At 61.2% G+C, this 22,499-nt stretch carries 27 protein-coding genes and 2 tRNA genes; 14 read left to right on the forward strand and 15 right to left on the reverse strand.

Going from position 1 to position 22,499, the window contains the following annotated elements; all coding sequences use genetic code 11:
- The first annotated feature begins 8 nt into the window (after positions 1-8).
- Both KF757_12720 and KF757_12725 read left to right on the forward strand, forming a co-directional pair.
- Entirely contained in the window at positions 9-638 is a 630-nt protein-coding gene (locus KF757_12720; protein ID MBX3323842.1) for a DNA-3-methyladenine glycosylase, read from the forward strand.
- Between the two features lie 94 nt (positions 639-732).
- Entirely contained in the window at positions 733-1,176 is a 444-nt protein-coding gene (locus KF757_12725; GenBank protein MBX3323843.1) for a hypothetical protein, read from the forward strand.
- Positions 1,177-1,199: 23 nt separating this feature from the next.
- Here the strand turns inward: KF757_12725 and KF757_12730 are convergent, their stop codons facing one another.
- Entirely contained in the window at positions 1,200-2,144 is a 945-nt protein-coding gene (locus KF757_12730) for a hypothetical protein (GenBank protein ID MBX3323844.1), read from the reverse strand.
- 19 nt (positions 2,145-2,163) lie between these two features.
- Positions 2,164-2,532, reverse strand: coding sequence for a cupin domain-containing protein (locus tag KF757_12735; protein ID MBX3323845.1), 369 nt, complete (start codon positions 2,530-2,532; stop codon positions 2,164-2,166).
- A gap of 67 nt (positions 2,533-2,599) precedes the next feature.
- On the opposite strand from KF757_12735, the gene KF757_12740 reads away from it, so the two are divergent.
- On the forward strand, positions 2,600-3,265 hold the full coding sequence (locus KF757_12740; GenBank protein ID MBX3323846.1) for an MBL fold metallo-hydrolase: 666 nt from the start codon (positions 2,600-2,602) through the stop codon (positions 3,263-3,265).
- 2 nt (positions 3,266-3,267) lie between these two features.
- On the opposite strand, the gene KF757_12745 is transcribed toward KF757_12740, so the two are convergent.
- From KF757_12745 to KF757_12775, 7 genes are all read right to left on the reverse strand, one after another.
- Complete coding sequence (locus KF757_12745; protein ID MBX3323847.1) at positions 3,268-3,798, reverse strand: DinB family protein; 531 nt, start codon at positions 3,796-3,798, stop codon at positions 3,268-3,270.
- Positions 3,799-3,825: 27 nt separating this feature from the next.
- A complete protein-coding gene (locus tag KF757_12750; protein ID MBX3323848.1) occupies positions 3,826-4,890 on the reverse strand; it encodes a ThiF family adenylyltransferase in 1,065 nt (354 codons plus the stop codon).
- A 63-nt stretch (positions 4,891-4,953) separates the two neighbouring features.
- Complete coding sequence (locus tag KF757_12755) at positions 4,954-5,490, reverse strand: PEP-CTERM sorting domain-containing protein (GenBank protein ID MBX3323849.1); 537 nt, start codon at positions 5,488-5,490, stop codon at positions 4,954-4,956.
- Between the two features lie 258 nt (positions 5,491-5,748).
- On the reverse strand, positions 5,749-6,741 hold the full coding sequence (locus KF757_12760) for an NERD domain-containing protein (protein ID MBX3323850.1): 993 nt from the start codon (positions 6,739-6,741) through the stop codon (positions 5,749-5,751).
- 124 nt (positions 6,742-6,865) lie between these two features.
- The gene (locus KF757_12765; GenBank protein MBX3323851.1) at positions 6,866-7,030 is read right to left on the reverse strand and encodes a hypothetical protein; all 165 of its coding nucleotides are present in this window, start codon (positions 7,028-7,030) and stop codon (positions 6,866-6,868) included.
- Positions 7,031-7,036: 6 nt separating this feature from the next.
- A complete protein-coding gene (locus KF757_12770) occupies positions 7,037-8,983 on the reverse strand; it encodes a ferrous iron transporter B (GenBank protein ID MBX3323852.1) in 1,947 nt (648 codons plus the stop codon).
- Complete coding sequence (locus KF757_12775; GenBank protein MBX3323853.1) at positions 8,937-9,269, reverse strand: ferrous iron transport protein A; 333 nt, start codon at positions 9,267-9,269, stop codon at positions 8,937-8,939. Before KF757_12775 ends, KF757_12770 begins: the two co-directional genes overlap by 47 nt.
- Positions 9,270-9,401: 132 nt before the next feature.
- Here KF757_12775 and KF757_12780 point away from each other — a divergent pair, with 132 nt between their 5' ends.
- The 3 genes from KF757_12780 (at position 9,402) to KF757_12790 (ending at position 11,968) form a co-directional block, all read left to right on the forward strand.
- Positions 9,402-10,661, forward strand: coding sequence for an AI-2E family transporter (locus KF757_12780; GenBank protein ID MBX3323854.1), 1,260 nt, complete (start codon positions 9,402-9,404; stop codon positions 10,659-10,661).
- A gap of 227 nt (positions 10,662-10,888) precedes the next feature.
- On the forward strand, positions 10,889-11,404 hold the full coding sequence (locus KF757_12785) for a polymer-forming cytoskeletal protein (GenBank protein MBX3323855.1): 516 nt from the start codon (positions 10,889-10,891) through the stop codon (positions 11,402-11,404).
- 123 nt (positions 11,405-11,527) lie between these two features.
- Positions 11,528-11,968 (forward strand): polymer-forming cytoskeletal protein, encoded by a 441-nt coding sequence (locus KF757_12790; protein MBX3323856.1) that lies wholly within the window; start codon positions 11,528-11,530, stop codon positions 11,966-11,968.
- Positions 11,969-11,972: 4 nt separating this feature from the next.
- Here KF757_12790 and KF757_12795 read toward each other — a convergent pair whose 3' ends face one another.
- The 3 genes from KF757_12795 to pheS are packed head-to-tail and all read right to left on the reverse strand — an operon-like array spanning position 11,973 to position 14,617.
- Positions 11,973-12,926, reverse strand: a complete 954-nt coding sequence (locus KF757_12795; GenBank protein ID MBX3323857.1) for a sugar phosphate isomerase/epimerase — start codon at positions 12,924-12,926, stop codon at positions 11,973-11,975.
- 41 nt (positions 12,927-12,967) lie between these two features.
- Positions 12,968-13,534 (reverse strand): inorganic diphosphatase, encoded by a 567-nt coding sequence (locus KF757_12800; protein MBX3323858.1) that lies wholly within the window; start codon positions 13,532-13,534, stop codon positions 12,968-12,970.
- A gap of 54 nt (positions 13,535-13,588) precedes the next feature.
- Positions 13,589-14,617: a phenylalanine--tRNA ligase subunit alpha gene (gene pheS / locus KF757_12805; protein ID MBX3323859.1), complete on the reverse strand. Its 1,029-nt coding sequence runs from the start codon at positions 14,615-14,617 to the stop codon at positions 13,589-13,591.
- A gap of 77 nt (positions 14,618-14,694) precedes the next feature.
- Between pheS and KF757_12810 the strand changes: the two genes are divergently transcribed.
- Entirely contained in the window at positions 14,695-14,937 is a 243-nt protein-coding gene (locus KF757_12810; GenBank protein MBX3323860.1) for a hypothetical protein, read from the forward strand.
- Between the two features lie 88 nt (positions 14,938-15,025).
- Here the strand turns inward: KF757_12810 and KF757_12815 are convergent.
- Positions 15,026-15,099: transfer RNA gene (locus KF757_12815), tRNA-Arg, on the reverse strand.
- 214 nt (positions 15,100-15,313) lie between these two features.
- Here KF757_12815 and rpsT point away from each other — a divergent pair.
- The 6 genes from rpsT (at position 15,314) to KF757_12845 (ending at position 18,113) form a co-directional block, all read left to right on the forward strand.
- Positions 15,314-15,583: a 30S ribosomal protein S20 gene (gene rpsT, locus KF757_12820; protein MBX3323861.1), complete on the forward strand. Its 270-nt coding sequence runs from the start codon at positions 15,314-15,316 to the stop codon at positions 15,581-15,583.
- Positions 15,584-15,656: 73 nt separating this feature from the next.
- Complete coding sequence (locus KF757_12825) at positions 15,657-16,430, forward strand: CPBP family intramembrane metalloprotease (protein MBX3323862.1); 774 nt, start codon at positions 15,657-15,659, stop codon at positions 16,428-16,430.
- A gap of 232 nt (positions 16,431-16,662) precedes the next feature.
- Entirely contained in the window at positions 16,663-16,965 is a 303-nt protein-coding gene (locus tag KF757_12830; GenBank protein ID MBX3323863.1) for a hypothetical protein, read from the forward strand.
- Positions 16,966-17,078: 113 nt separating this feature from the next.
- Positions 17,079-17,153, forward strand: a tRNA-Glu gene (locus KF757_12835).
- 177 nt (positions 17,154-17,330) lie between these two features.
- Positions 17,331-17,816, forward strand: coding sequence for a hypothetical protein (locus KF757_12840; protein ID MBX3323864.1), 486 nt, complete (start codon positions 17,331-17,333; stop codon positions 17,814-17,816).
- A 3-nt stretch (positions 17,817-17,819) separates the two neighbouring features.
- Positions 17,820-18,113: a helix-turn-helix transcriptional regulator gene (locus KF757_12845; GenBank protein ID MBX3323865.1), complete on the forward strand. Its 294-nt coding sequence runs from the start codon at positions 17,820-17,822 to the stop codon at positions 18,111-18,113.
- A 437-nt stretch (positions 18,114-18,550) separates the two neighbouring features.
- Here the strand turns inward: KF757_12845 and KF757_12850 are convergent, their stop codons facing one another.
- Positions 18,551-19,771 (reverse strand): hypothetical protein, encoded by a 1,221-nt coding sequence (locus KF757_12850; protein MBX3323866.1) that lies wholly within the window; start codon positions 19,769-19,771, stop codon positions 18,551-18,553.
- Entirely contained in the window at positions 19,749-21,515 is a 1,767-nt protein-coding gene (locus KF757_12855; protein ID MBX3323867.1) for an AAA family ATPase, read from the reverse strand. Before KF757_12855 ends, KF757_12850 begins: the two co-directional genes overlap by 23 nt.
- Positions 21,516-21,616: 101 nt before the next feature.
- Between KF757_12855 and KF757_12860 the strand changes: the two genes are divergently transcribed.
- On the forward strand, positions 21,617-22,495 hold the full coding sequence (locus KF757_12860) for an isocitrate lyase/phosphoenolpyruvate mutase family protein (protein ID MBX3323868.1): 879 nt from the start codon (positions 21,617-21,619) through the stop codon (positions 22,493-22,495).
- The last annotated feature ends 4 nt before the right edge of the window (positions 22,496-22,499 follow it).

Genomic DNA, 22,499 nt, shown 5'->3' on the forward strand with positions numbered 1-22,499 from the left:
CCAGCACAATGCCCACGCTCCGCAGACCCTTCTTCGCCAAACCCGCTGACGTACTGGCACGCGATCTCATCGGCTGTCGCCTCGTCCGCTTCTTCCCCAGCGGCTGCCGCGCCGCGGGCATCATCGTCGAGACCGAGGCCTACCTCGGCGCCGACGATCGCGCCTCACACGCATACAAAAACCGCCGCACACCGCGCAATGAACCAATGTTCATGCTCCCAGGCACCAGTTACGTCTACTTCACCTATGGCATGCATTTCTGCATGAATGTCTCCGCGCTCGCCGAAGATCAGCCACACGCCGTCCTCATCCGTGCCCTCGAACCCATCGAAGGCCTCGACCTTATGCACGCCAACCGCACCAAGCCAGGCGCAAAACCCCTCCGCGACCTCGACCTCTGTTCCGGACCCGCAAAACTCTGCAAGGCCCTCGCCATCGATCGCGATCTCAACGCCATCGACCTTTGTTCGAGTTCTGTCCTGACTCTCCAGCGAGCCCGACGCATATCGGACGAGCACATCATCCGCTCCCCACGCATCGGCATCGCAAACGCCGCTGACTGGACTTCTCGCCCCCTGCGCTTCAGCATCCGCGACAATCCACACGTCAGTGTCCCCCCGCGCGCGCAGGTTTTTTGAACCACCGCCCGATTTTATTGGTTTTTTCCACGCAAGCCGATACAGTTAGTTCTGATTCGACCGCGATTCCCGTCCTTCCAGAGGGAGGGTCAGCATGTCCGAGGACTTCGACATCAAGAGCATCTTTCACCGTGCAGGCGGTTACGCTCCCGATGCCTACCGCTTCATCCGCGACGGCCTCAGCCACACCGATCAGATGGTCCACGGCCAGTCCGACTCCGCCGACTTCGATCGCCCCGCCGAAGACGAATCACGCCACGTCACCGGGCAGCAACTCTGCCTCGGCCTGCGCGACTACGCAATCCAGCGCTACGGCATGCTCGCACGCACCGTCCTGCGCCGCTGGAACATCCACGCCACCGAAGACTTCGGCCGCATCGTCTTCGCTCTCATCGACGCAAACCTCATGCGCAAGACCGAACAGGATTGCCTCGATGACTTCATCGGCGTCTACGAGTTCGATGAAGAATTCACCGAGCCCGCACACACCACCGCCCCCGCGATCACCGATCTCGGCCTCTCCCACGGTCGCAACTGATCCGCCTCACACGCCGCGCGCCATCAACTCCCGACAGTCCCCGCCGCGCGCTCACGAATGCCGTCAATCATCTCCCGAATTTCCTGCGCCATGCGCGAGTTCGGAAACTCCGCGATGATTCGATCCCCAACATCCGCTGCCCGCGCCCATTGCCGATCCTGCACCGCCAGTTTGAACTGCACACCAAGATTCTCGCGCGCCTTGCCGATCACCCCCTTGGCAACCTCCCGATACGGCTCGGCCTCCGGCTCCGTCAGGTAGTGATCCAATTCCTTCAGCAGCGACAACGCCTCCTCAGCCCGGTCCTGTTCCGACGCCAGCAGAAACCGACGCTCAAGATCCTGCTTATACCGCGCCTGTGCCTGCACCACACGATGCCGCAAGCCCTCAATCCGCGGCGAATCCGGGTACAGCCGCGAAATCCGCGCCGCTTCCGACAACGCATCTTCCCACCGCCGACCCACAATCATCCCGTCAAGCCCCCTGATCGCCTCATCCACACGCCGCTCCAGCGTCTGATACCGCGCCGTCTCGATCCGAGAGCGAAAGTTCTCCGCGTCCGTTCGATACCCGAAACGCTCCGCCAGTTCCTTCACCAGCACCATCGCCGCGTCCCAGTCCTCAGCCGAAATGTCCTCCTCGATCGCGCGCCGCAGCAACTCACGCTCGCGCCCCCGATTCAGCACCCGTCTCGCATCATCCGACAGCACCTGCTCCTTGGCAAGCTGCTCAATCGCGCGCACCAATTCCCCGACATCCGTCTCCGCCGCCGCGCCCCCCGAGCCTCTCGCACCCAGCACGACCGCAATCGGCGCGCTCCCCAGAAACACAATCAGCCCGATCGTGCTCAACGTAATGCGCGTGCTGTCTCCATCGCGCATGCCCAGCAGCAGGCTCCACACGCACGCCCCGATCAGCACCAGGTAGAACAGCGAAATCACCCACAAAGTTCGCGTTGTCGCATGCATGCCCGCACTCCTTTGCCCGTCAACTGCCCGGAACAGGGTCCCCGCAATTTCGCGTCACTGGCACGATACAAAGAAAACGCAGCCCCTCACTCCCTGTTGCCTGAAACTGGTGCTCCGAATCCGCCGGAACGTAAATCACATCCCCCGCACGGATCGGTCTCATCGCCCCCTCAAGCAGCACCTCGCCACTCCCCGCAACGATGTACACCTCGTGTTCGTAATCATGCGAATGCCGGGGCGTGTGCCCGCCGGCTTCCACCTCAAACTGCCGCAACGAAAAATTCGGAGCCCCATCCTCGCGCCCGACCATGATCGCCATGGTCGCGCCCTTCACTCCATCCATCTTCACCGGCGTGCGCGGCGTCTCATTGATATTGCGAATCAGCACAGTTCACTCCAGCCATATTCAGTCCAGCCCACTTTGATCCAGCACCATTGTACCTACACTGCCCGCGATGCATCCAAAAACGCACACATCACCCGTCATCGAGCCATTCCCCCTCGGCGAGTTCCAGACCAACTGCTATCTCGTCCGCCACGCCGACCCCACACACTCCAACGCCTGCTGGATCGCCGATGTCAGCTTCTCCCCCGCACCCCTTCTCGATCGCGTCGAAGCCCTCGGCCTCAACGTCCAAGCCATCATCCTCACTCACGCACACGTCGATCACATCGCCGGCCTCAACGAAGCAATCGACCGCCTCGGCCCAATCCCGATCTGGATTCACGAGGCCGAACGCGATTGGCTCTCAAACCCCGTCCTCAATCTCAGCACGCCTCTGGGCCTCGCCATCACCGGCCCCGCCCCCGCACGCTTGCTCAAACACAACGAATCACTCACCCTCATCGGCGAACCATGGCGCGTGCTCCACATCCCCGGCCACTCGCCAGGCAGCATCGCTCTCTATCACGAACCCTCACGCCAGATCATCTCCGGCGATGCCCTCTTCGCAGGCTCCATCGGACGCACCGACTTCCCCAACTGCTCCTTCGAACAGCTCGCACACTCCATCCGCACACATCTCTACACACTCCCCGACGAGACCCGCGTCTACCCAGGCCACGGCCCCGACACCACCATCGGCTTCGAACGACGCACCAATCCCTTCGTGCGCCCCTGACTTCACCGCATCGCCGAAGGCAGCCCCATCACACGCCTCCACGCGCTCACCTGCCCAAGGTGCATCATCGCGTGCCCACCAAACAGAAACATCGTCGCAGCACCCATCGTCGGCATGATCTCGCTGAACCGCCCACCCGCAGGGTTCGGAGCCTTGAACTCCTCTTCCGTCATCGCCTCAACCACCACCAGCGCCGCCCGATGCCACTCGAGCATCGACTTCACCAGCTCATCCTTCCCTGGATAAATCGTCCCCTCCGCATCATCCCGACACTCCGCGCCCGCCTTGAACAGGTCGTTCCACGCCGCCGGAGGCGTTAAAGTGCTCGCATCCTTCCCCGCAAGCCCCAGCACTCGCGCCGGATAGATCGCAAGGTGTCCATACACAAAAGCCGGATGATTCGTCACGACTCGCTTGCCATCCGCCATCGGCTGACGCGCAAAAATCTTCGCGTCAACATCCGCAGCCAAAACTTCCGCCAGCCCAAGCATGCGCTCCGCCGTAATCCTGATCGTCGTTCCCATGAAACTCATCGCAACACTCCTTGTTCAAATCTCGCCTCACGCACCAACATACCGAGCGTAGATCGCCCGCGCCCGCTCAGCCGATCGCACCCCACGCACCAGCGCACGCCCATCCTCAAACACCGTCAGCCCGATCGCTTCGCCTTCTTCACCACGCTCTTCATCAAGCTCACCCGTCACCACCATCTCCGCGACACGAAACCGTCCCACGCCCCCAAGCCGACGTGCAAGCGCCACAAGGTCCACCCGCGTTTCCATCGGCGGCGAAACCTGCACCACCCCGCGGCCACACAGCGACACCGCCGCACCCTCATGCCCTGCGCCCTCAAGAAACTCATACCGCCCAAGCCCGCAGCACGGACACGCCGCATCACGCGCTTCACGCAGATCCAGCCGCGACCGCGTTCCCTCCCACAGATCAAACGTCAAAAGCGACGGCATCAACTTCTCCCTCAGCCCCAGCAGAATCTTCAACGCCTCGGCCGCCTGATACCCCGCCACAATTGACACCGCAGGCCCCAGCACCCCCGCTGTATCGCATGTCGGCTGCGAACCCGCCGCAGGCATCTCCCGAAACACGCACCGCAAACACGCCGTCTCCCCCGGCAGCACGCTCATCGACATCCCACTCGCCGCCACCACGCCCGCATACACAAACGCAATCCCGTGCTTCACCGCAACATCATTGAGCAGATACCGCGTCTCGAAGTTGTCCGTTCCATCCAGAATCACGTCCGGCTTCCAATCGCCCGCAATCAATCGCTCCGCGTTCAAGGGCGAAAAGTCCGCAACCACGCTGCGCACGCGCACGCCGCTGTTGATCCTTGCAAGATGCCGGCGCGCAGCCTCCGCCTTTGGCGATTGCTCTGCCGCATCACGCTCATCAAACAGCACCTGCCGCTGAAGGTTGGTCAGTTCCACCACATCGCGATCAACGATCGTCAGCCGCCCGACCCCCGCACGCACCAGCATCTCGCTGCTCACGCACCCAAGCGCCCCACAACCCACCACCAGCGCATGCGACTCAAGCAGCCTCGCCTGGCCGCCTTCGCCAACTCCCGCCAGCAGCATCTGCCGCTGATATCGTGACACTTCGCCCATATCAAAGCGTAGGGCTCACGCAGCGCGCGTCAGCCCGCCAGGCACTCGTCTCGCAGGCTGTCCCTACCGACGCCGACGCAACGCACACAACCCCGCAAGACCCAGCAACCCCGCCGACGCCGGCGCAGGCACATACGCCCGCCTCCACGACACGGCTCCACCACCCTGAATCCCCACACCCCAACTCGTCACCATGAAGTCCACATACGCATCATGCGCCTGAAGGTACATCACCGAGTTCATCCCGACAATGTTCGGCGTAAACGCTGGCTTCGCGTCCTCCCACACATCAAAATCCCCCAGCACGATCGAACCCCCGATCACATCCGCCACCGTCCCGCCAAAGTACCACAGCGTCCCCATCGGGCTCACCGTTCCCACATACCAGGGCTCCTGAATCGGGTTGTAGATCCCCGCCAGATTGCTCCGCGTCAGCGCCACATCGCTCGTGATCACATCCCAGTTCGCCGCATCATTCGGATCGGCAAACGCAGCCTTGGTAAACGTGACCGTCCCGCCCGAATACTGGAAGTACGACTGCCCGCACGCACCCGCTGCAACGCCCGCCACAGCCGCACATGCCAACATCGCCTTGTTCATGGAAACGCCCTCTCATCTCTCGCATAGCCGTCAGGCCAACGCCGAATCACGCTCGACTGGCCAACCCTCATCTCTCCAATACCGTACCGCATCCTCCCCAATCAGTCAAAGCAAAAACCAGCAGATTGCCTGTCTTTACACCCAACCAATCCCCTCCACCGGCCACGCCGTCGGCGATAACACACCAAAACCCACGACATGCAATCTCGCCGCCTTCTTCGCCAAATATCCATAAAACCGTGAACGACCAGCCGCACATCATTCCTCGGTCCAGATTCGCTCTTCGATCCCGCACGCAGCACACACACGGTAATACTTCGCACCTTCTTTGCGAATACTCACCGGCAGCCCTTTCTCGCCCACAACTCCGCACACCGAGCACACTGTCGGCATCTTCGTATTCTTGTGGCAATCACGGCAGATCCAGTAATACCCATACTTGCCCCACCGCGCCATCAGGTTCCGTCCGCCGCAACCCTTGCACACACTATCCGGCGCACCAAACCGCTCTTTCGTGGCTGGCTGAGGCGTCACATCATCTTCACACCGCTGTGCAACCCCAGTGCTTCTTGGTCCTCTGCCGTCACCTTCAATCGGCTGATGCCGCGAATTCAGAAACTGCTCCACTCGCGCCAGTTCATTCACGCTCATCCGCCAAACCCCATACTCATCCGATGACATCAGCCCGCCACTCGCCCGATGCTGCCGCATTTCCGCACGCAACTTCTCTGCAACCTGATCGGCTTTACAAACAAACGACCGAAACGGCTCCGTCGGCTCCTTCCAGCCCTTCTCACGACGGATCATGCCTTCGTCGCTGATCGCAACCACGATCTGAATCGGCATCTTTGTAAATCCTCGCTGTGTCGTCCCGTTGACCACCAACGAGAGCGGCCGCATTCCCAGCGAGACCTGCCCCAGAAGATCCGCCCGATGCTCCTGCAGCACCCTGCGCAAAAACTCCGCCTGACGCTGCGCCTGTGCAATCGGCGAGGCCATCCCTGTCCTCCTGCCCCCAAACGAACGGGTCCACTCATCCCCGCCGCTGCCATCGCCGCGCACGCTGACCGTATCACAGACCGACTTGCTCTCAACGATGAACGCACCACGCGCATGCAGCACCAGATGATCCATCTGCGCTACGCCCGACTTTCCACACGCCTCCGGCAAAGTATCGTCAACCAGCCGCAGGCCATGGATCACCCGTACGCCCTGCTCCGTCGCAAACGCGCGATGGAGATAGTGCGCCATCTGCCTCTCAGCCCGTTCGCCGGCACTGCGTCGCGCATCTTGTTGAGATGCAGTGCGATCATTCGATTGCGATCTTGACATGCCCACAGGCTACACAAAAACACCCACCCATGCACGCCAATCTTCACTCCCGCTCTTCCCTCTCAATCGTCAGCCTCACCGATGTCTGCCGCCCGCGCCCCTTGCCCCGCGCCACACGAATCGCACGCACCACACGCCACAGCCCAAACCCCGCCGCCAACGCGCACGCCCCCGTCACAATCCAGAACTGCACATCCCCCGTCGGCATGATCGGCTACCCCCCAAGCCCCAGCACAATCGCCCGCGCAATCATCGCCCCGACATACGCCACCACCGTCATCCACCCCAACTGCAGCACCGCCCACCGCACGCCCCCAGCCTCACGCGCCGTTACCGCAAGCGTCGGCAGACACTGCATCGCAAGCACATAAAACACCAGCAGCGACCACAGCGTCGCCGTCGAAAACACCAGACTCCCGTCATCACGACGCGCCGATTTCATCCGCTCCAGAATCCCCTCGCCTTCCTCTTCACCCGCAAGCACCACCGACATCGTGCTCACAAACACCTCGCGCGCCGCAAAACTGCTCATCACACCGATCGAGATCTGCCAGTCATACCCAAGCGGCCCAAACACAGGTGCCGCCGCACGCCCGATCTGACCCATAAAACTCCCACGCGCCGCGTCGCGCGCCGCCATACGTTCCGCCTCAGCCCGCAACTCCGCCGCCCGATCCTCGTCGGTCGCAACCTCCGCCGCCGCCGCAAGCGCCTGCGACTCCGCACCAGGACCAACCTCCGGATAATTCGAAAGCCACCACAACGCCATCATCATCACCAGTATCACCGTCCCCGCCTTGCGCAGAAACACGCCCGAACGCACCGCTGCTGCCTTGAGCGCCGCACCAAGCCGCGGCACACGCCACTCAGGCAACTCGATCGCAAGCGAACTCGCTGGCCCACGCAAGATCGTCCGCCGCGCAAGCAGACTCGTCGCCAGCGCCGCAACCGCGCCCAGCGCATAACACCCCGCAAACGCAGTCGCAGCCAGCGCAGGCTTGTCCGCAAACAGAAACGACACCAGCAGCGCATACACCGCAAGCCGCGCACTGCAACTCATGAATGGCAACACCAGAATCGCCGTCACACGCTCACGCACATCGCGAATCGTCCGACACGCAACAATCGAAGGAATCGCGCACGCATGCGCACTCAGCAGCGGCACAAACGCGCTCCCAGGCAGCCCAAACGGCCTCAACACCCGATCCGCCAAGAGCGCCCCACGCGCCAGATACCCGCTCTCTTCCAGCAGCGAGATCAGAAAAAACAACATCGCAATCTGCGGCAGAAAAACCAACGTCGCGCCCACCCCGCCCACAATCCCATCCCCAACCAGACTCGCCACAGGCCCTTCCGGCAGCGCATTCCCAATCACCCCCGCAAGCCACGAAAAAAAACCTTCGATCCAATCCATCGGATACGCCGCAATCGCAAAAACACTATAAAACAGCCCCCACATCACCGCCGCGAAAATCAGCACACCCGCTACCGGATGCAACGCAAGCCGGTCCGCTCGATCGCCACGCGTGCCGCTCCCCGTCGCGCTCGCCCCACGCCAAACCAATCCCGCAGTCACATCCGCCCAGTCCGCCGCAAACACCCGCGCCACAGCCCCCGTCGCCACCACGTCGCGCGCGACACTCCCAAAAACACGCTCCGAGCCCTCAATCCCGATCGCACGCACATCCGCAGCCTTCGCAAGCGACCTCGCAACCCCGCTCGTCTCCTCCCCGCGACCCACATCCGTCACCAGCACAAACACCGCATGCCCAGCCTCGATCGACTCACGCACCACACGCAGCCCGCGCGTCACATTCGCAACGTCGATCACCACACACACCGCATCAGGCTTCTCATCGCCCGACAGCACGCGCCGACACGCTGCCGACTCCGCCGACCCATCCAGAAAACTGTACATCCCCGGCAGATCAATCAACTCAACCGTCGCATCCGCAGTCATCGCGCCAAACCGCGCTTCCTGCGTCGTTCCAGGAAAGTTCGAAGTGTGATGCGACGCCGCGCACCACCGATTGAACAAAGTTGTTTTCCCGACGTTCGGATTCCCGATCAGCGCAACACGCACCGTCGCACCACTTCGGCCCGCTCCCGACCCATCAAAGCCCGGAGCCATCGCCGCCAGTCTTATTGCATGTGCAGTCAACGTAGATCCGTCGAGCAATCTCACGCCCGATCCCGATCCGGCAAACACCGCCGCACGCAAACCCAACGTTCACCACGCACGGGCTCCCAGCACGGCACACCTCAACCTCCACCCCAGGCTCGATCCCGAGCCCGCGAAGATAGTCACACTCCGCCGCACAGCCGACCGTCGCCACCACACGCCCCCGACCACCACGCGGCAGATCCGCCACCGCCGACGAATGCGCCGGAGCAACGCCTGTCACGCGGGCACGCTTGATCGGGCTGAGCAATCCACGAAACCGCACAGCAATCTCCTGACCGCCACACCCGACGGCTCAATAGAGTTTATTGAGACTCAGTCGCAAAAGCAATTCCCCACCACGCGAAAGACGCTCACCACCCCGCACGCACACCCCATTCCCGCTAACCTGTTGGCCATGGCCAACCCTCCCAATCCCAATAACCACCCTGACAAACGCCCCGATTGGGCTCGCCTGCACCTCTGGCAGATTCAGCCAGTCCGCGATGTCCTTGTCGTTTTCGTCATCCTCGGCCTCCTCTGGCTCGGACAAGCCATCAGCGTCGTCACGGTCCCCGTTCTCCTCGCCATCCTCTTCGCTTACCTCTTCGAACCTGTCATTCAACTCCTTGTTCGTCGCACACGCCTCTCTCGCAAAGGAGCCGTCGCCTCCATCCTCGTCGCCGCGATCGTCCTCGTGCTCATCCCCGTCACCCTTGGTCTCTCCTACGGCGTCATCCAGACTGCCGGACTCACTGCACGACTCACCAACAACGTCCGCCTCGTCACTTCCTTCGTGCAAGCAGACGAAGCCGCCGCCATCGAAGCCGCCCGACAAAAACTCCTTGACCACTCCGGCCAAGCCTGGATCTGGATGGGCGAACAACTCCGCGCCGAAGAAGGCGGAGACCTCGAAATCGTCTTCGCAACCGCCTCCGCATGGACTCAGGCAAACGCACAACGCATCGCACAAACCGCCGTTGGCCTCGGTACCAACGTCTTTCAAACCGCACTCCAACTCATAACCGGCGCAATCTCACTCGCATTCATGGTCTTCCTCACCGGGTTCTTCTTCTACTTCATCGCCACCAAATGGATCGAATGCAAGGGATTCGCCGTTCACCTGCTCCCCGAAATACACCGCGCTCGCTCAATCGATCTCCTCAAACGCTTCGACATCGTCGTCTCCGCATTCATCCGAGGCCGCCTCACCATCGCATTCATTCAGTCCATCCTCTTCACCCTCGGATTCATGATCATCGGTGTGCCCGCAGCATTCATCCTCGGCCCACTCGTCGCAATCCTCGCCATCGTCCCATACCTCGCCCTCATCGGCGTCCCCATCGCAATCACGCTCCTCTGGCTCGAAAACCACACCGGCATTCGCGGCAACATCATCTGGGTCATCGCCGCACCCCTCGTCCTCTACTTCCTCGTACAGGCCGCCGACGACTACGTCCTTACTCCCATGATCCAGGGAAAGGAAACCGGCATGTCCACCCCAATGATCCTCTTCGCTTCACTCGCCGGAGGAGCCCTCTTTGGGGTTTTTGGACTCCTCATCGCAATCCCCATTGCCGCATGCCTCAAAATCGTCATCGAAGCAATTCTCTGGCCACGCTTCCGCGATTGGACCAAAGGCCGAAAAGCAGACTTCCTCCCAATCGACTCCAACTAAACCCAACCTTTCCCTGACCCGTCCACGCCTGAACCCCGCCTCGAACTCCTCTCCAACTCCAACTTTCTCCCCAAACGCGCAAAAATCGACACCTTCGCGCCAAACATGCCGCCTCATTCTGGCCAAACTTGCCCACACGCGCCGATCAACTCCTCCGAACCAGCCACTCATCGGACGCGGGAGTCGCGCCCGGGCACACATTCAACCACTGACCGAAGGAGTCGATCATGGCCTCAACAACATCAAACAACACCGAGATGACCGTCATCGGGCGTGACACCCGTATCAAGGGTGAAATGTACTTCGAAGGCGGCGCACGCATCCTCGGTACCTTCGAAGGCAAAATCAATGCCGCAGGCGAAGTCCAGGTCGGACGCGGCGCAACCTGCCGCGCAACCATCGAAGCCGAACGTGTCGTCGTCGATGGACAAATCGAAGGCGACATCGTCGCAACCGAACTTCTCACCCTCAATGCCGACGCTCGAGTCGAAGGCGACATCACCGCTTCCAAACTCGTCGTCATCGAAGGCGCAACATTCACCGGCCAATGCCGCGTCGGTCAGATCGGAGCGCCCTCCACGCAGACTCAACCCGAATCACGCACCCGCACCGCACCTGCCTCCGCACCATCTCTTCACACCCCGCGCGCCACAACCCTCCGCTCCGCTGCCGAGCCAAAACCCGTCGTCGAAACCAGGCCCCTCTCCCTCGACATCGACTCACGCGCCGCAGACGTCGCCTGACATTCAACCCCAACGACACCGCTCACGACAGAGCCGTAGTCTGGCAAAAATCAGTTCCTCAACACCTCGTGCTGCATGCACCCGCATGCAACGCGCATTTTCACCGCCTCGTGCTCACTCCCCATGACCACCGACGCACTTTCCATCCGTTCAGCAATCGTCGGCCGCCAAGGCACCGTTCCCGCCTGCTGCTACCACTGCGGAAACTCCATCAAGATCCCCGCTTCCGCAATGACCGTCACATGCCCCGAATGTTATAAACAACTCAACCTCGAAGACATCTCCGTCCGCGCCATGCACTGGGGAGGCAGCCTCCGAACCACCGGCGTCGTCGTCATCCACAAAAAAGCTCGCGCCGTCTGCAACGACGTCATCGCAAGCCAGGGTGTCCGCATTCTCGGCTCGCTCGAAGCATCAGTCCGATCCGCAGGCCCCGTATACCTCGGCCCAAACGCAACAGTCAAGGGCGCCATCAACGCACCCAAACTCATCGTCGAGCCCGGCGCACAACTCCTCGGCGGGCCCTTCCGCGTCCCCGGCGCATTCATCGAACCACGCCACTGACGCCTCACCCCGCCGCCATCTCCTCCCGCACCCTCTCAAGCAACTTCTTCGTCGCCCTGATCCCCGCATACTCATCGAGCACCCCGCCCTCATACTCGATACCCACAAACCCGCGATACCCAGCCTCAATCACAATCTTCATCATGAGGCGATAGTCCGTGTGCTTCTCATTCCCATCCTCATCAAAATCATGCGACTTGGCGCTCACCGCCTTCGCAAATGGCATCAACTCCGCAACCCCCTTGTACCGGTCATACGCCTCCGTCGCACTCACATTGAAATTCCCAAAATCCGGCAGCGTCCCGCATCGCTCATCGCCAAACTTCTTCATCACCCCCGCAAGCCACGCACCATTCGACGACAGCCCCCCGTGATTCTCCACAATCACGTTCAAACTCATCGGCCTCGCCCGCTCCGTCAGCCGCCTCAGCCCATCCGCCGCACGCTCCATCTGCTCTTCATAACTCCCAGAACTCTGCGCATTAACCCGAATCGAATGGCACCCCAGCGCCTTGGCCGCCTCAAGCCACCGCACATGATTCTCGATCGCTCGCGCCCGCCGATCCTCATCAGCATCGCCCAGCGCCCCCTCCCCATCCACCATGATCAGCAGATGCTTCACGCCAACATCGCGCGCCCGCTCATTCAGCGCCGCCAGATACTCCTCGTCCCGCGCCTTGTCCTTGAAAAATGTATTCACAAACTCAATCGCCTCGATCCCGAACTCCTCGCGCGCCACCTTCGCAAAATCCAGCGTCGTCAACTTCCCCGACTGCAGCGCCCGGTGCAGCGACCACTGCGCCAGCGAAATCCGAAACAACGGCTCGCGCAGCCACTCCCGCGCCAGCCCAGGCCCCGCCGCAACCGCCGCAAGCACGCCCCCGATCGCCGCACGACGACTGATGCCGCAACCCTTCGCCTCGATCGCGCTCGCCGCCCGTCTCGCATCATTCATCATCGCATCTCCCATCATCGCTGTGTCGCATCACCCGCCGCACTTCACCCGCTCAGTCCCTTGATCCCGCCCATCCGCCGCAGATCCGAGTACCGCGCCAGCGAATTCTCGATGATCGCGTGCGCCATCTCCGCAGGCATGATCTCATCGACCTCCACGCCCTTGCCCTCGAGCATCTTGTAATCCTCGAAGAATCGCTTGAGCATCTTGAACGTGTGCCGCGGAAAGTCCGACGCCTTGTGATAATCCGCATACTCCGGATCGTTCACCAGCACCGAAACGATCTTGTGGTCCGGCTGCCCGTCATCCACCATCGTCATCACGCCCACCGCCCGCGCCTCGCAGATGCACAGCGGCGGGATCTCCTCCGAGCAGAACACCAGCACATCCAGCGGGTCATCATCCTCCGCCATCGTCTGCGGTATGAACCCATAGTTCGCCGGGTAGTACACCGCGCTCGACAGCACCCGGTCCAGCCGAATCATCCCCGTGTGCTTGTCCAGTTCGTACTTGTTGCTCGATCCCTTCGGGATCTCGATGATCGCCTTGAAAAACTCCGGCAGCGCCAGCCCGCTCACTCCAGGAGATACGTCATGCCACGGATGAATCATGCACTCAGGATAGGCCCGCCCATTTCCGCTCCCAAGCCCGCTCAATCCTCAGCATCAGACCTGGCTCAGGAACCGCAGATCGTTCTCAAACAGCATCCGTATATCTGGGATCCCGTACTTGCCCATCGCAATGCGCTCAATCCCAAACCCGAACGCAAACCCGGTCCATTCCTCCGGGTCGATGCCGCACGCCGACAGCACATTCGGATCCACCATCCCGCAGCCGCCCAATTCCACCCATCCCGGAGCCTGCCCGGGCTTGAGCGCGATCTTCATGTCAAACTCTGCGCTCGGCTCAGTAAACGGGAAGAAACTCGGCCGCAGACGAACCTCCGCATCCGGGCTGAAATACGCCCGCGCAAAGTGCATCAGCGTCGATTGCAGATCCACCATCGTCACATCGCGATCAATATACAAACCCTCGATCTGATGAAACATGAACGAATGTGTCGCATCCACAGTGTCAGGCCGATACACCCGCCCCGGCGAAACAACCTTCAGTGGGGGCCCCCAGCCCCTCGCCACCGCATCCTCCATCGTCCGAATCTGCACCGTCGAAGTCTGGCTCCGCAGCATCCGCGGCCGCTGGGTCGTCGCAGGATTGTCAACATAAAAATTATCGATCGGATCACGCGCCGGGTGCTCAGCCGGAATGTTCAATTTGATAAAATTATGTTCGTCGTCTTCCAGCTCCGGCCCCGTCGCAACTTCAAACCCCATCCGCCCGAAAACATCGACCAGTTCATCCCGAACACGCGAAATAATGTGCCGCCTCCCAAGAGCCGACGACTGAATCACCCCCGGCTCCGTCAGATCAATCGCCGGCCCCGAACTCCCCGACGCCGCCATCGCAGCCGCACGCAGCGCAAACTCAGCCTCAAGCACAGCCTTCATCGCATTCACCGCCTGCCCATACGCAGGCTTGTCCCCAGGCGCCACATCCTTCATCGCCCCCATCGCGGCGCGCACCTTCCCCTTCGAGCCAAGGTACTCCACACGCCAGCCTTCCAAAGCCGCCTGGTCGGCAACAGCAGCAAGTTCAGCAAGCGCCGCAGACTGAGTTGTACGAAGTGAATCAAGCATCCAGTCACTATAGGATTCCGCACCCGACACGCGGGCCTGTCACAACGAAATCAACGTGTGCGAAATCGAGGTGTGCAATGACTCTTGAACTCGTCCGCGAACTCCTGCTGTGGTGCACAATCGTCAACGCTGCGATCCTGATCGTCTGGTTCGCCCTCTTCACCCTGGCCCGAGGTTGGATCAAGCGGCTGCACGGGCGCTGGTTTCGGCTCAGCGATGAGCAGTTCGACGCAATCCACTACCTCGGCCTGATGCTGTACAAGTTGGGCATTTTCGTCTTCAATCTGGTACCCATGCTCGTCCTCTACGCCATCGGGTGATTGACCCACCCCCCCCGGCACCAGCACCGCCAGCACAAACGGGCCAAAAAAAGCCCCGGCGTTTGGCCGGGGCTGGTGGCGATAAAAGCACGGGCGAAAGGATTCGAACCCTTAACCTCCTGATCCGTAGTCAGGTGCTCTATCCAGTTGAGCTACGCCCGCAGGATGTCGCAGATAGGTTAAGCGTCCCGGGCGTCCTCGGCAAGGGGGCCGGGGCATGGAGTTGATTTCTTTTGAGGTGCGTGCAAGCATATTGACCGGGTTGGGCCTACAGTTTGGGCCCTAGGCCGACGGCGGTAGTTGGCGGGAATAATGGGCCTGGATTCAGGCTCACGAGGTTCAGGCAAACTGGTTTCCCGTATAGAGGTGTTTTCATATGGCTCACTCGAAGTCAGCGCAGAAGCGCGTTCGTCAGAATGAATCGGCTCGTGCTCGCAATCGCTGGCGTCTCCGGACCATGCGCGAAGCGATCAAGTCGTTCCAGACGGCGTGCGCAAGCGGGAGCGCTGAGGAGGCAGCCAAGGCGTATCAGTCGTGTGCGTCGATCATCGACAAGACAGCGTCCAAAGGCGTGATTCACAAGAATCAGGCCTCGCGTCGCAAGAGCCGACTGCACGCACACCTGAAGGCCAAGAATTCGGCCTGACGGGTGGGTTTACGAATGTTTTGCGTGGGTGGTTGAGGTCGCGTCGAGATCACGTTGAGAACACGTTGAGATCATGGCCCGACGCTCGACCACAGCACCACATCGACGAAAAAATCGCGAAGATGCGGAACTTGCCGGGTATGCGCGCGCATCAAAGGCGCCGTGGCAGATTCTGTGCCTGTTGCTGCCGCTGATTGTGGTGTATGAGGTTGGATCGCTGATCTATCTGACCAGTCCGGAGACGGATCAGGTGGCAACAGTTGAGGCCGACCGGCTGTTGGGAGCCGCATTCGAGCGCTTCGGTGTCACGGGGCTGCACCTGCCGGGGGTTGTGGTCGTAGTTGTTCTGCTGGTGTGGCACCTGCTGACGCGGGATTCGTGGCGGATTCGGTGGACAGTGCTGCTGGGGATGGTTGCGGAATCGGCGCTGTGGACGTTTCCGCTCCTTGTAATTGCGGTGCTGCTGGACCCCACAGCCCTGGCGCAAGGGACCGATGTGCGGTCGTGGGATCTGGGGGCGCGGATCACAATCTCAATCGGTGCAGGACTATATGAAGAACTCCTGTTCCGAATGATCATCATCGCGGCAGCCCACTTCGCCCTTGTCGATCTCCTCCGCGTCCCAGAACGAGCCGGTGCCATCGCAGCCGTTGCCATCTCCGCCGTCCTCTTCGGCTGGTATCACCTCCCAGCCGGGATGGGGTTCGATCTGGGCTGGTTTTTGTTTTATTGTGCTGCTGGTGCGTATTTCGGCGTGGTGTACCTGCTTCGCGATTTCGGGATCGTTGTCGCCACTCACGCAATTTATGACCTGATCGTCCTGGTGCTGCTGGCAGGTGGCAGTTGAGGTGCCAGGGGAGGGTTGACTGGAGCCGCAAGACCCCCTAAAGTGGGGTGTTGATGTTGGGGAAGATGTGGAAGTTGTGTGGAAGGGTATGGACAACGGCTCCTGAATCCGATAGATTAGTGGTGGAGCCACCTTTTGTATTGGGAGGACCGATGACCGTGCGCACGGGCATCGGGTGAGTGTTTGGCTGTCAGGGTGGACAGCCTTGGCGATCGTGTGCTAGGGGCTTGTCATGGGTCTGGACTTTGCGATTGACGAGTTGTACGCGACGGGGTGGTCAGCGCTGGACACGGTGGGCTGCGAGCACCACACCGATGGCCGATCGTTTCCTCGATCGAGCCGGGTCAGTGCAGAGTTCGAGTCTGCTGGTTTCGACTTTTCGGTGAGGCACATTCAGTTGTTCGACTGCTATCGCGCAGAATGGCGCGAACGTGGCGGCAGTGCCGCCGGTGCAGTCGTCGGCCAGACCGAATCCGAAGCCTCCGTCTATGCACTCAGCCAACTCCGCCGCAACATGTCAACCGCGACCGTGTGAACGATCGGCGTAATAGCGCCATCAACATATCCGCCGCATCGAGAAGCGCGGAGGGCGATTTGACCCTCTGTCGGCTGCGGCTACTGTTGTGCGAAACGAAGTCCGCATTGTCGGGCCCCATCGTCTAGTCTGGTCCAGGACGTCAGGTTCTCATCCTGAAAACTGGGGTTCGAATCCCCATGGGGTCATTTCCACCAAGCCTCGCCCCGTTTCGCGAGCCGCGCTCATGCATCGAGCGCCACATCCCCCCGGCCAGCAAATCTCATTAAGACACGTCCCAACGAGAAGAGTGTGAAGGCCCCTTCGCCGGGTGCCCGTCGTTATCCCATCAACCCTCACCATCTTTTCTGGCCACCGGGCTTGACGTGGCCGCAATGTTCGCTATTCTTTACATCATGTCAACAACAATAGACGCCGCGTCAACAATGCCGTACCAAGAAAAGATCGCCTGGCTCTCTCTCGCCGGGATGATGCTGGCTTACATCCCTTACTTCACCTGGGTGGCCGTCGTGCAACCGTCAAACCAACTTCCAGACCTCAAAACCATGAAGGTCTTCGCAGCCGCTGCGCTCGTCCATGCCGCGACCTCAATCGCGGGGCGGATCGTGCTCTTCATGCGCTCGCCCGACGACGCCAGAGCACCACTTGATGAACGCGACCAGGCCATCGCGCAGCGAAGCATCAGCCTCGCCTACTGGCTCCTGATCGTCGGCATCATCCAGGTCGGCTGCGTCATGCCGTTCATCACTGGCGGCTGGCCCCTCATCAACGTCGCGATCGCCACGATCGTGCTGGCCGAAACAGTGCGATATGGCATTGTGATTGTCAGTTATCGCCGCTGGTGGGGGTGATGAATGGACAAACTCCGAATCGTCAACGACATTCGAACACTGCGATTCCTCTCTGGCGAAATGACACAAACCCAGCTGGGCCATCGCGTGGGACTAACGCGACAGACCATCGCAGCGATCGAATCCGGCAAGTACTCGCCATCCCTCGAAGCCGCATTCCGAATCGCAGAGGTATTCGGCAAGCGCATAGATGAAGTCTTTCGACACGAATCACCCGACGTCAAACCCGACGTCAAACCCGACACCAAACGCGATGACAGCGGGCGACATGCCCCCGCCGCTTCAACGCGGGCATAATCGCCAGCCCGGTGCCGTGTGCATACGTGTGAGTGGGGACGTGGCACCGACTGCAAGCCATGATTCATCCCCCCGTGCCACCCGCCTCCAGTCAGGACTCAGAGCGCGCCAGTCACGACTTGGAGAGTTCCAGTCATGACTGGAGGAGGGCCATTCGCCCACTCACTATCCACAATTCGGCCCTGGCGCGGTCAGGAACGCGGTTTTGCCCCGCCCGGCTCCCCAGAACTGAAATCGGAAGCCCGCCAGAAGCCGCAGGCACCCCAATCGGCGGTATTCACACGGTTCAAGTTAGGAGACATCGGGGCGCTCTGGCTGGAGCCCAACCCTGACGGCGCGGCACCGACCGCAATCGCTGATCTCATGCCCCCGAACACCGTCAGCCATGTCTCCTGTCTATACACAAAGCCGCGGTCCGATGGCACGACCCCAAGCAATTATCTCGTACCGTCGGTGCTGCCCGCCTGCACAGCCGGATCCCGAATCTCCCCCGCAATGGCGGCGACTTCCCGCAGAATGCCGCGCGGCGGTCGCTGCAGATCCAGCGTGCGAACCCGCACGTTCCGAGCCGCGCCTTCGATGACGTGCGTGACCGAGGTCAATCCGGCATCCGCAGCGTAGATGAGCATCCCGGACTGCAAGCCAGTCGCGATGAGATACACGAGCATCTGGTACACGTCGGCGTTCTGGTAGCCAGCCGCACTAAGCCGCTTGTATTTCGCATCGCCCACCCAGAAGATGGTGCCATTCGAGATCAGACTCAGGTCAGGCTTGAGTGGAATGCGTTCCGCAGCATCAAGTCGGAGACGCGGTGACTTATCCGGGAACTCCGCGAGCGAACATCCAAGCGCTTCTCGCAGAGCCACGCGGAGAAACATCTCGAATACGGCGTTCATGTCGACGAGAAAAGCGTCAGCTCGACGGATGCCGCCCCCGCAATCAACCGATGCCGAGCGAAGAACCAGCCGGGCGATTCGTAGAGCGGGATCGTAGTGCCGGTTCAACTGCGTGATCATTGGTTCGGGGATGGTGTGCCTTTGGTAGTGACACAGTTCCACGCCTCCGAAGAGCCTGGCGGCCCGCTGGATCTCATGCTTGATTTTTGAGGACCGCAATGGGAGACGGCGGAGACAGGCGAGAGCACTAAACAGGATCCGATTCTCGACGATGTCTGTCGTGAAGAGGTCGTGCTCAATCTCGATGGGCGGTGCTTGTCCAAGACGCTGACTCAACTGCTCGGAAAAGCGAATTCGACCGCGGGGTGCCGAGAGTGACTCCTCATGCGACCGGTAGCCGGCAAGAAGTCCTCGCCTTGTCGCCCGCTCGATGTTGCGGCACAAGACAGCAGCGACAAGGTCCATCAGCGTGGCATCGTCTTTCCACGCCGTCTCCATTGGGGACCATTTCACGCGGTCCGCCGCGTACGAGACAAGGAAGACCACCGAGGACATCGGCATCTTGGGCTGGATCTCGATGGTGACCGATGAGAGCTGAACCACACCGATATGCTGATCCGGTGTAAGATCGACTCGCCCGGGCAACCCGATCGATGGCTCTATCCGAAGGGTGGGATGCGCGCGGCGGAGCATCGCAACCTCATCGGAGTTGAGGTGCAGCCCAGTGGCGGTGACGTACTCAGTCAGCGTCAGACGACGCATCTTCGTCCTCCGCTTGATCGGCAACGACGTCGTCAGAGGTAACCCGATCTCTCATAGTGTCGTATCGAAACTGGCTCATCTCACTGGGGTTATCGAAGAACCGATCGGCGAGTGCCGGCATGACCGAGTGGTCCCAGATCTGCTTGGCCCACTCCTCGGTCAGTGCTCTCGGATCGTCGGTCAGGAAGTGGCTTGGGCCAATTGCTGCGTGCCGATCGTCCACAATCTTGTTCACGCAATCGATCATGTCTGCGAGGTAGACCATGTCTGGCGCGTTGATGTCAAGGAAGCGTTTAAGGAGTCCATCAATGGGTTTCTCGCCAGGCACGAGATCGATGAAACGGAACCTCCGACGCAGCGCCATGTCGAGCAAGGCGATTGAGCGATCGGCGGTGTTCATTGTCGCGATGATCAGGAGGTTTCGCGGCAGGCGGAACGGGGCTTCGGAGTACTGGAGCGTGATCGCCTCGTCGCGGTACTCCAGCAGGAAGAGCAGCTCTCCGAATACCTTGGCGATGTTGCCCCGGTTGATCTCGTCGATGAGCAACACGAAGCGGGCGTCGGGCTCAGCCGCTGCGCGTATTGCAATCCGCTTGAGTGGTCCGTCCTTGACCTCGAAGTGGTTCGGACCAGCCGGGCGAAAGCCCTCAACAAAATCCTCGTACGCATAGGACGGATGAAACTGGACGATGGTCACCCGATCCGATGTGCCCGCAAGCGACTCTGCCATCTTGCGAGCGATGAAGGTCTTGCCAGTACCAGGAGGGCCCTGAATAATGATCTGGCCCTTCTCGACGAGCAATGCTGCCCAACGCGACAGGGTGTCCGTCGGTTCCAGCATGAGGGTTTCTGCCAGATTGTCGAGCGACTCAATCACAGCCGGAGCGTCGCTTGCCGACAGACCTGGACCGGGCTGCGTGATCTTTGGGGATTCGCCGTCTGACTGCTTCTTCGGCTTCGGTTCCTTGGGCTCCTTCCACTGCTGAATGAAGGGCTGGCGGTAGAAGTGAAAGCCGGCCCCAGCTTCCTTTTCCAGTGCATTTCGGATGACAAGCAAGTCGCGGTCGATGTTCTCGGTTGCTCCATCTGGCAACAAGTGCATAAAGGTACTTTGGATGGCCTTCTTGTCATTGCGCGATGAGATGTTCTCGAAAGTGTCTGGGAACGCGATGTACAGCCAAGCCTCGCGCATCGGCTGGAATGCCTGCAGCGAAGTCTTGAGTCCAAGGACGTCTTCGCGGAACGCCCACGGATCCTCAAGCAGGCGCGTCCGTTCCGGTTCCAGGAGCTCATGCCAGTGGAGCAGATACTCGTTTACCCAAGCCAGATGCCAAGGTCGGTGCTGGTTGAAACTCTGGTCTCCCGCATAGCCCCTGGCACCTTCGACCGCCCATTCGGGCACCTCGACAGGCCGATCGCACCAAGCCAGCACCTCGCGGACGTTCTCGATCTTCTTCGGCGCGCCGGTCTGGGTCGTGAAGATTTGTTGGACGTACATCAACTCTGCAGCGAGTTGCATCGTGTCGTCATCTGCACCGTCGAGCTGATGGCGATACTTGTTGAGGAACGTCCCTTCCCCTTCATCGAATCGCTGGACAAACATCTCGTGGTGCCGCTGGAGATTCCGCGCCGTCCAGATCTTCCGCTCCGGAGTAAAGAGACTGCCAAAGCCGACCAGCGCGGTCTCCCGTACTCGACGGAGAGCTTCGTAGCAAGCGTCTGAACAACCGTTTAGCTTCGCCATGTGGTCCTTTCTCTGACGTATGGTACATGCCATGGAGGCGGGCGGTTGGGGGTCCGGGGGGTCGCGGGTCTGGCACGTTGAGTTGCCGCATATCCTCACTCATGACCAAGCCTCATCCCGGCACTCTTCTCCGCTCCGCCATGGCTTCCGGAGTCGTCGCCGCGCCCGGAGCTTTCAATGCTCTGGCGGCACGCGCGGTTGCACGCGCCGGGTTCAACGCCTGTTACGTCTCCGGGGCCGCGACCAGCGTCTCGGCCGGCGTGCCCGATGTCGGGCTGCTCTCGCTCGAAGCCTTCTGCCGCACCATCCGCGACGTCGCCGACGGCAGCGGCCTGCCCGTCATCGCCGATGCCGACACCGGTTTCGGCGAAGAAGAGATGGTCCGCCGGACCGTCATCGACTATCACCGCGCCGGGGCCGCCGGGCTGCATCTCGAAGACCAGGTCTTCCCCAAACGCTGCGGCCATCTCGACGGCAAGACGCTCGTCGGCGTCGAACACTGCGCCAGCAAGATCGCGTGGGCGGCCGAAGCGGCGCGGGCGTGCAGCGGCGGGGCGTTCATCGTCATCGCGCGGACCGATGCGGCCGGGGTCGAAGGCTTCGACGCGGCCGTCGCGCGCGCGAAGGTCTACCGCCAGGCCGGGGCGGACATGATCTTCCCCGAAGGCCTGCACAGCGAAGACGAGTTCGCGCGCTTCGCCGAGGCGCTGCGGCCGACGGGCGCACTGCTGCTGGCCAACATGACCGAGTTCGGCAAGTCGCCACTGATTCCGCTGGCGCGCCTCGGCGCGCTGGGCTACGACCTGGTGATCTATCCGGTGACGCTGCTGCGCATCGCGATGAAGGCGGTGGCCGATGCGCTGGGCGTGCTGCGCGACAGCGGCAGCGCCGAGGGGCTGCTGGAGCGGATGCAGACGCGGGCCGAGCTCTACGACCTGATCGGCTACACGCCCGGCGAGCCGTGGGAGTTTCGGGCGTAAACCC

The organism is Phycisphaeraceae bacterium, from assembly GCA_019636795.1.
GTDB lineage: Bacteria > Planctomycetota > Phycisphaerae > Phycisphaerales > UBA1924 > JAHBWW01.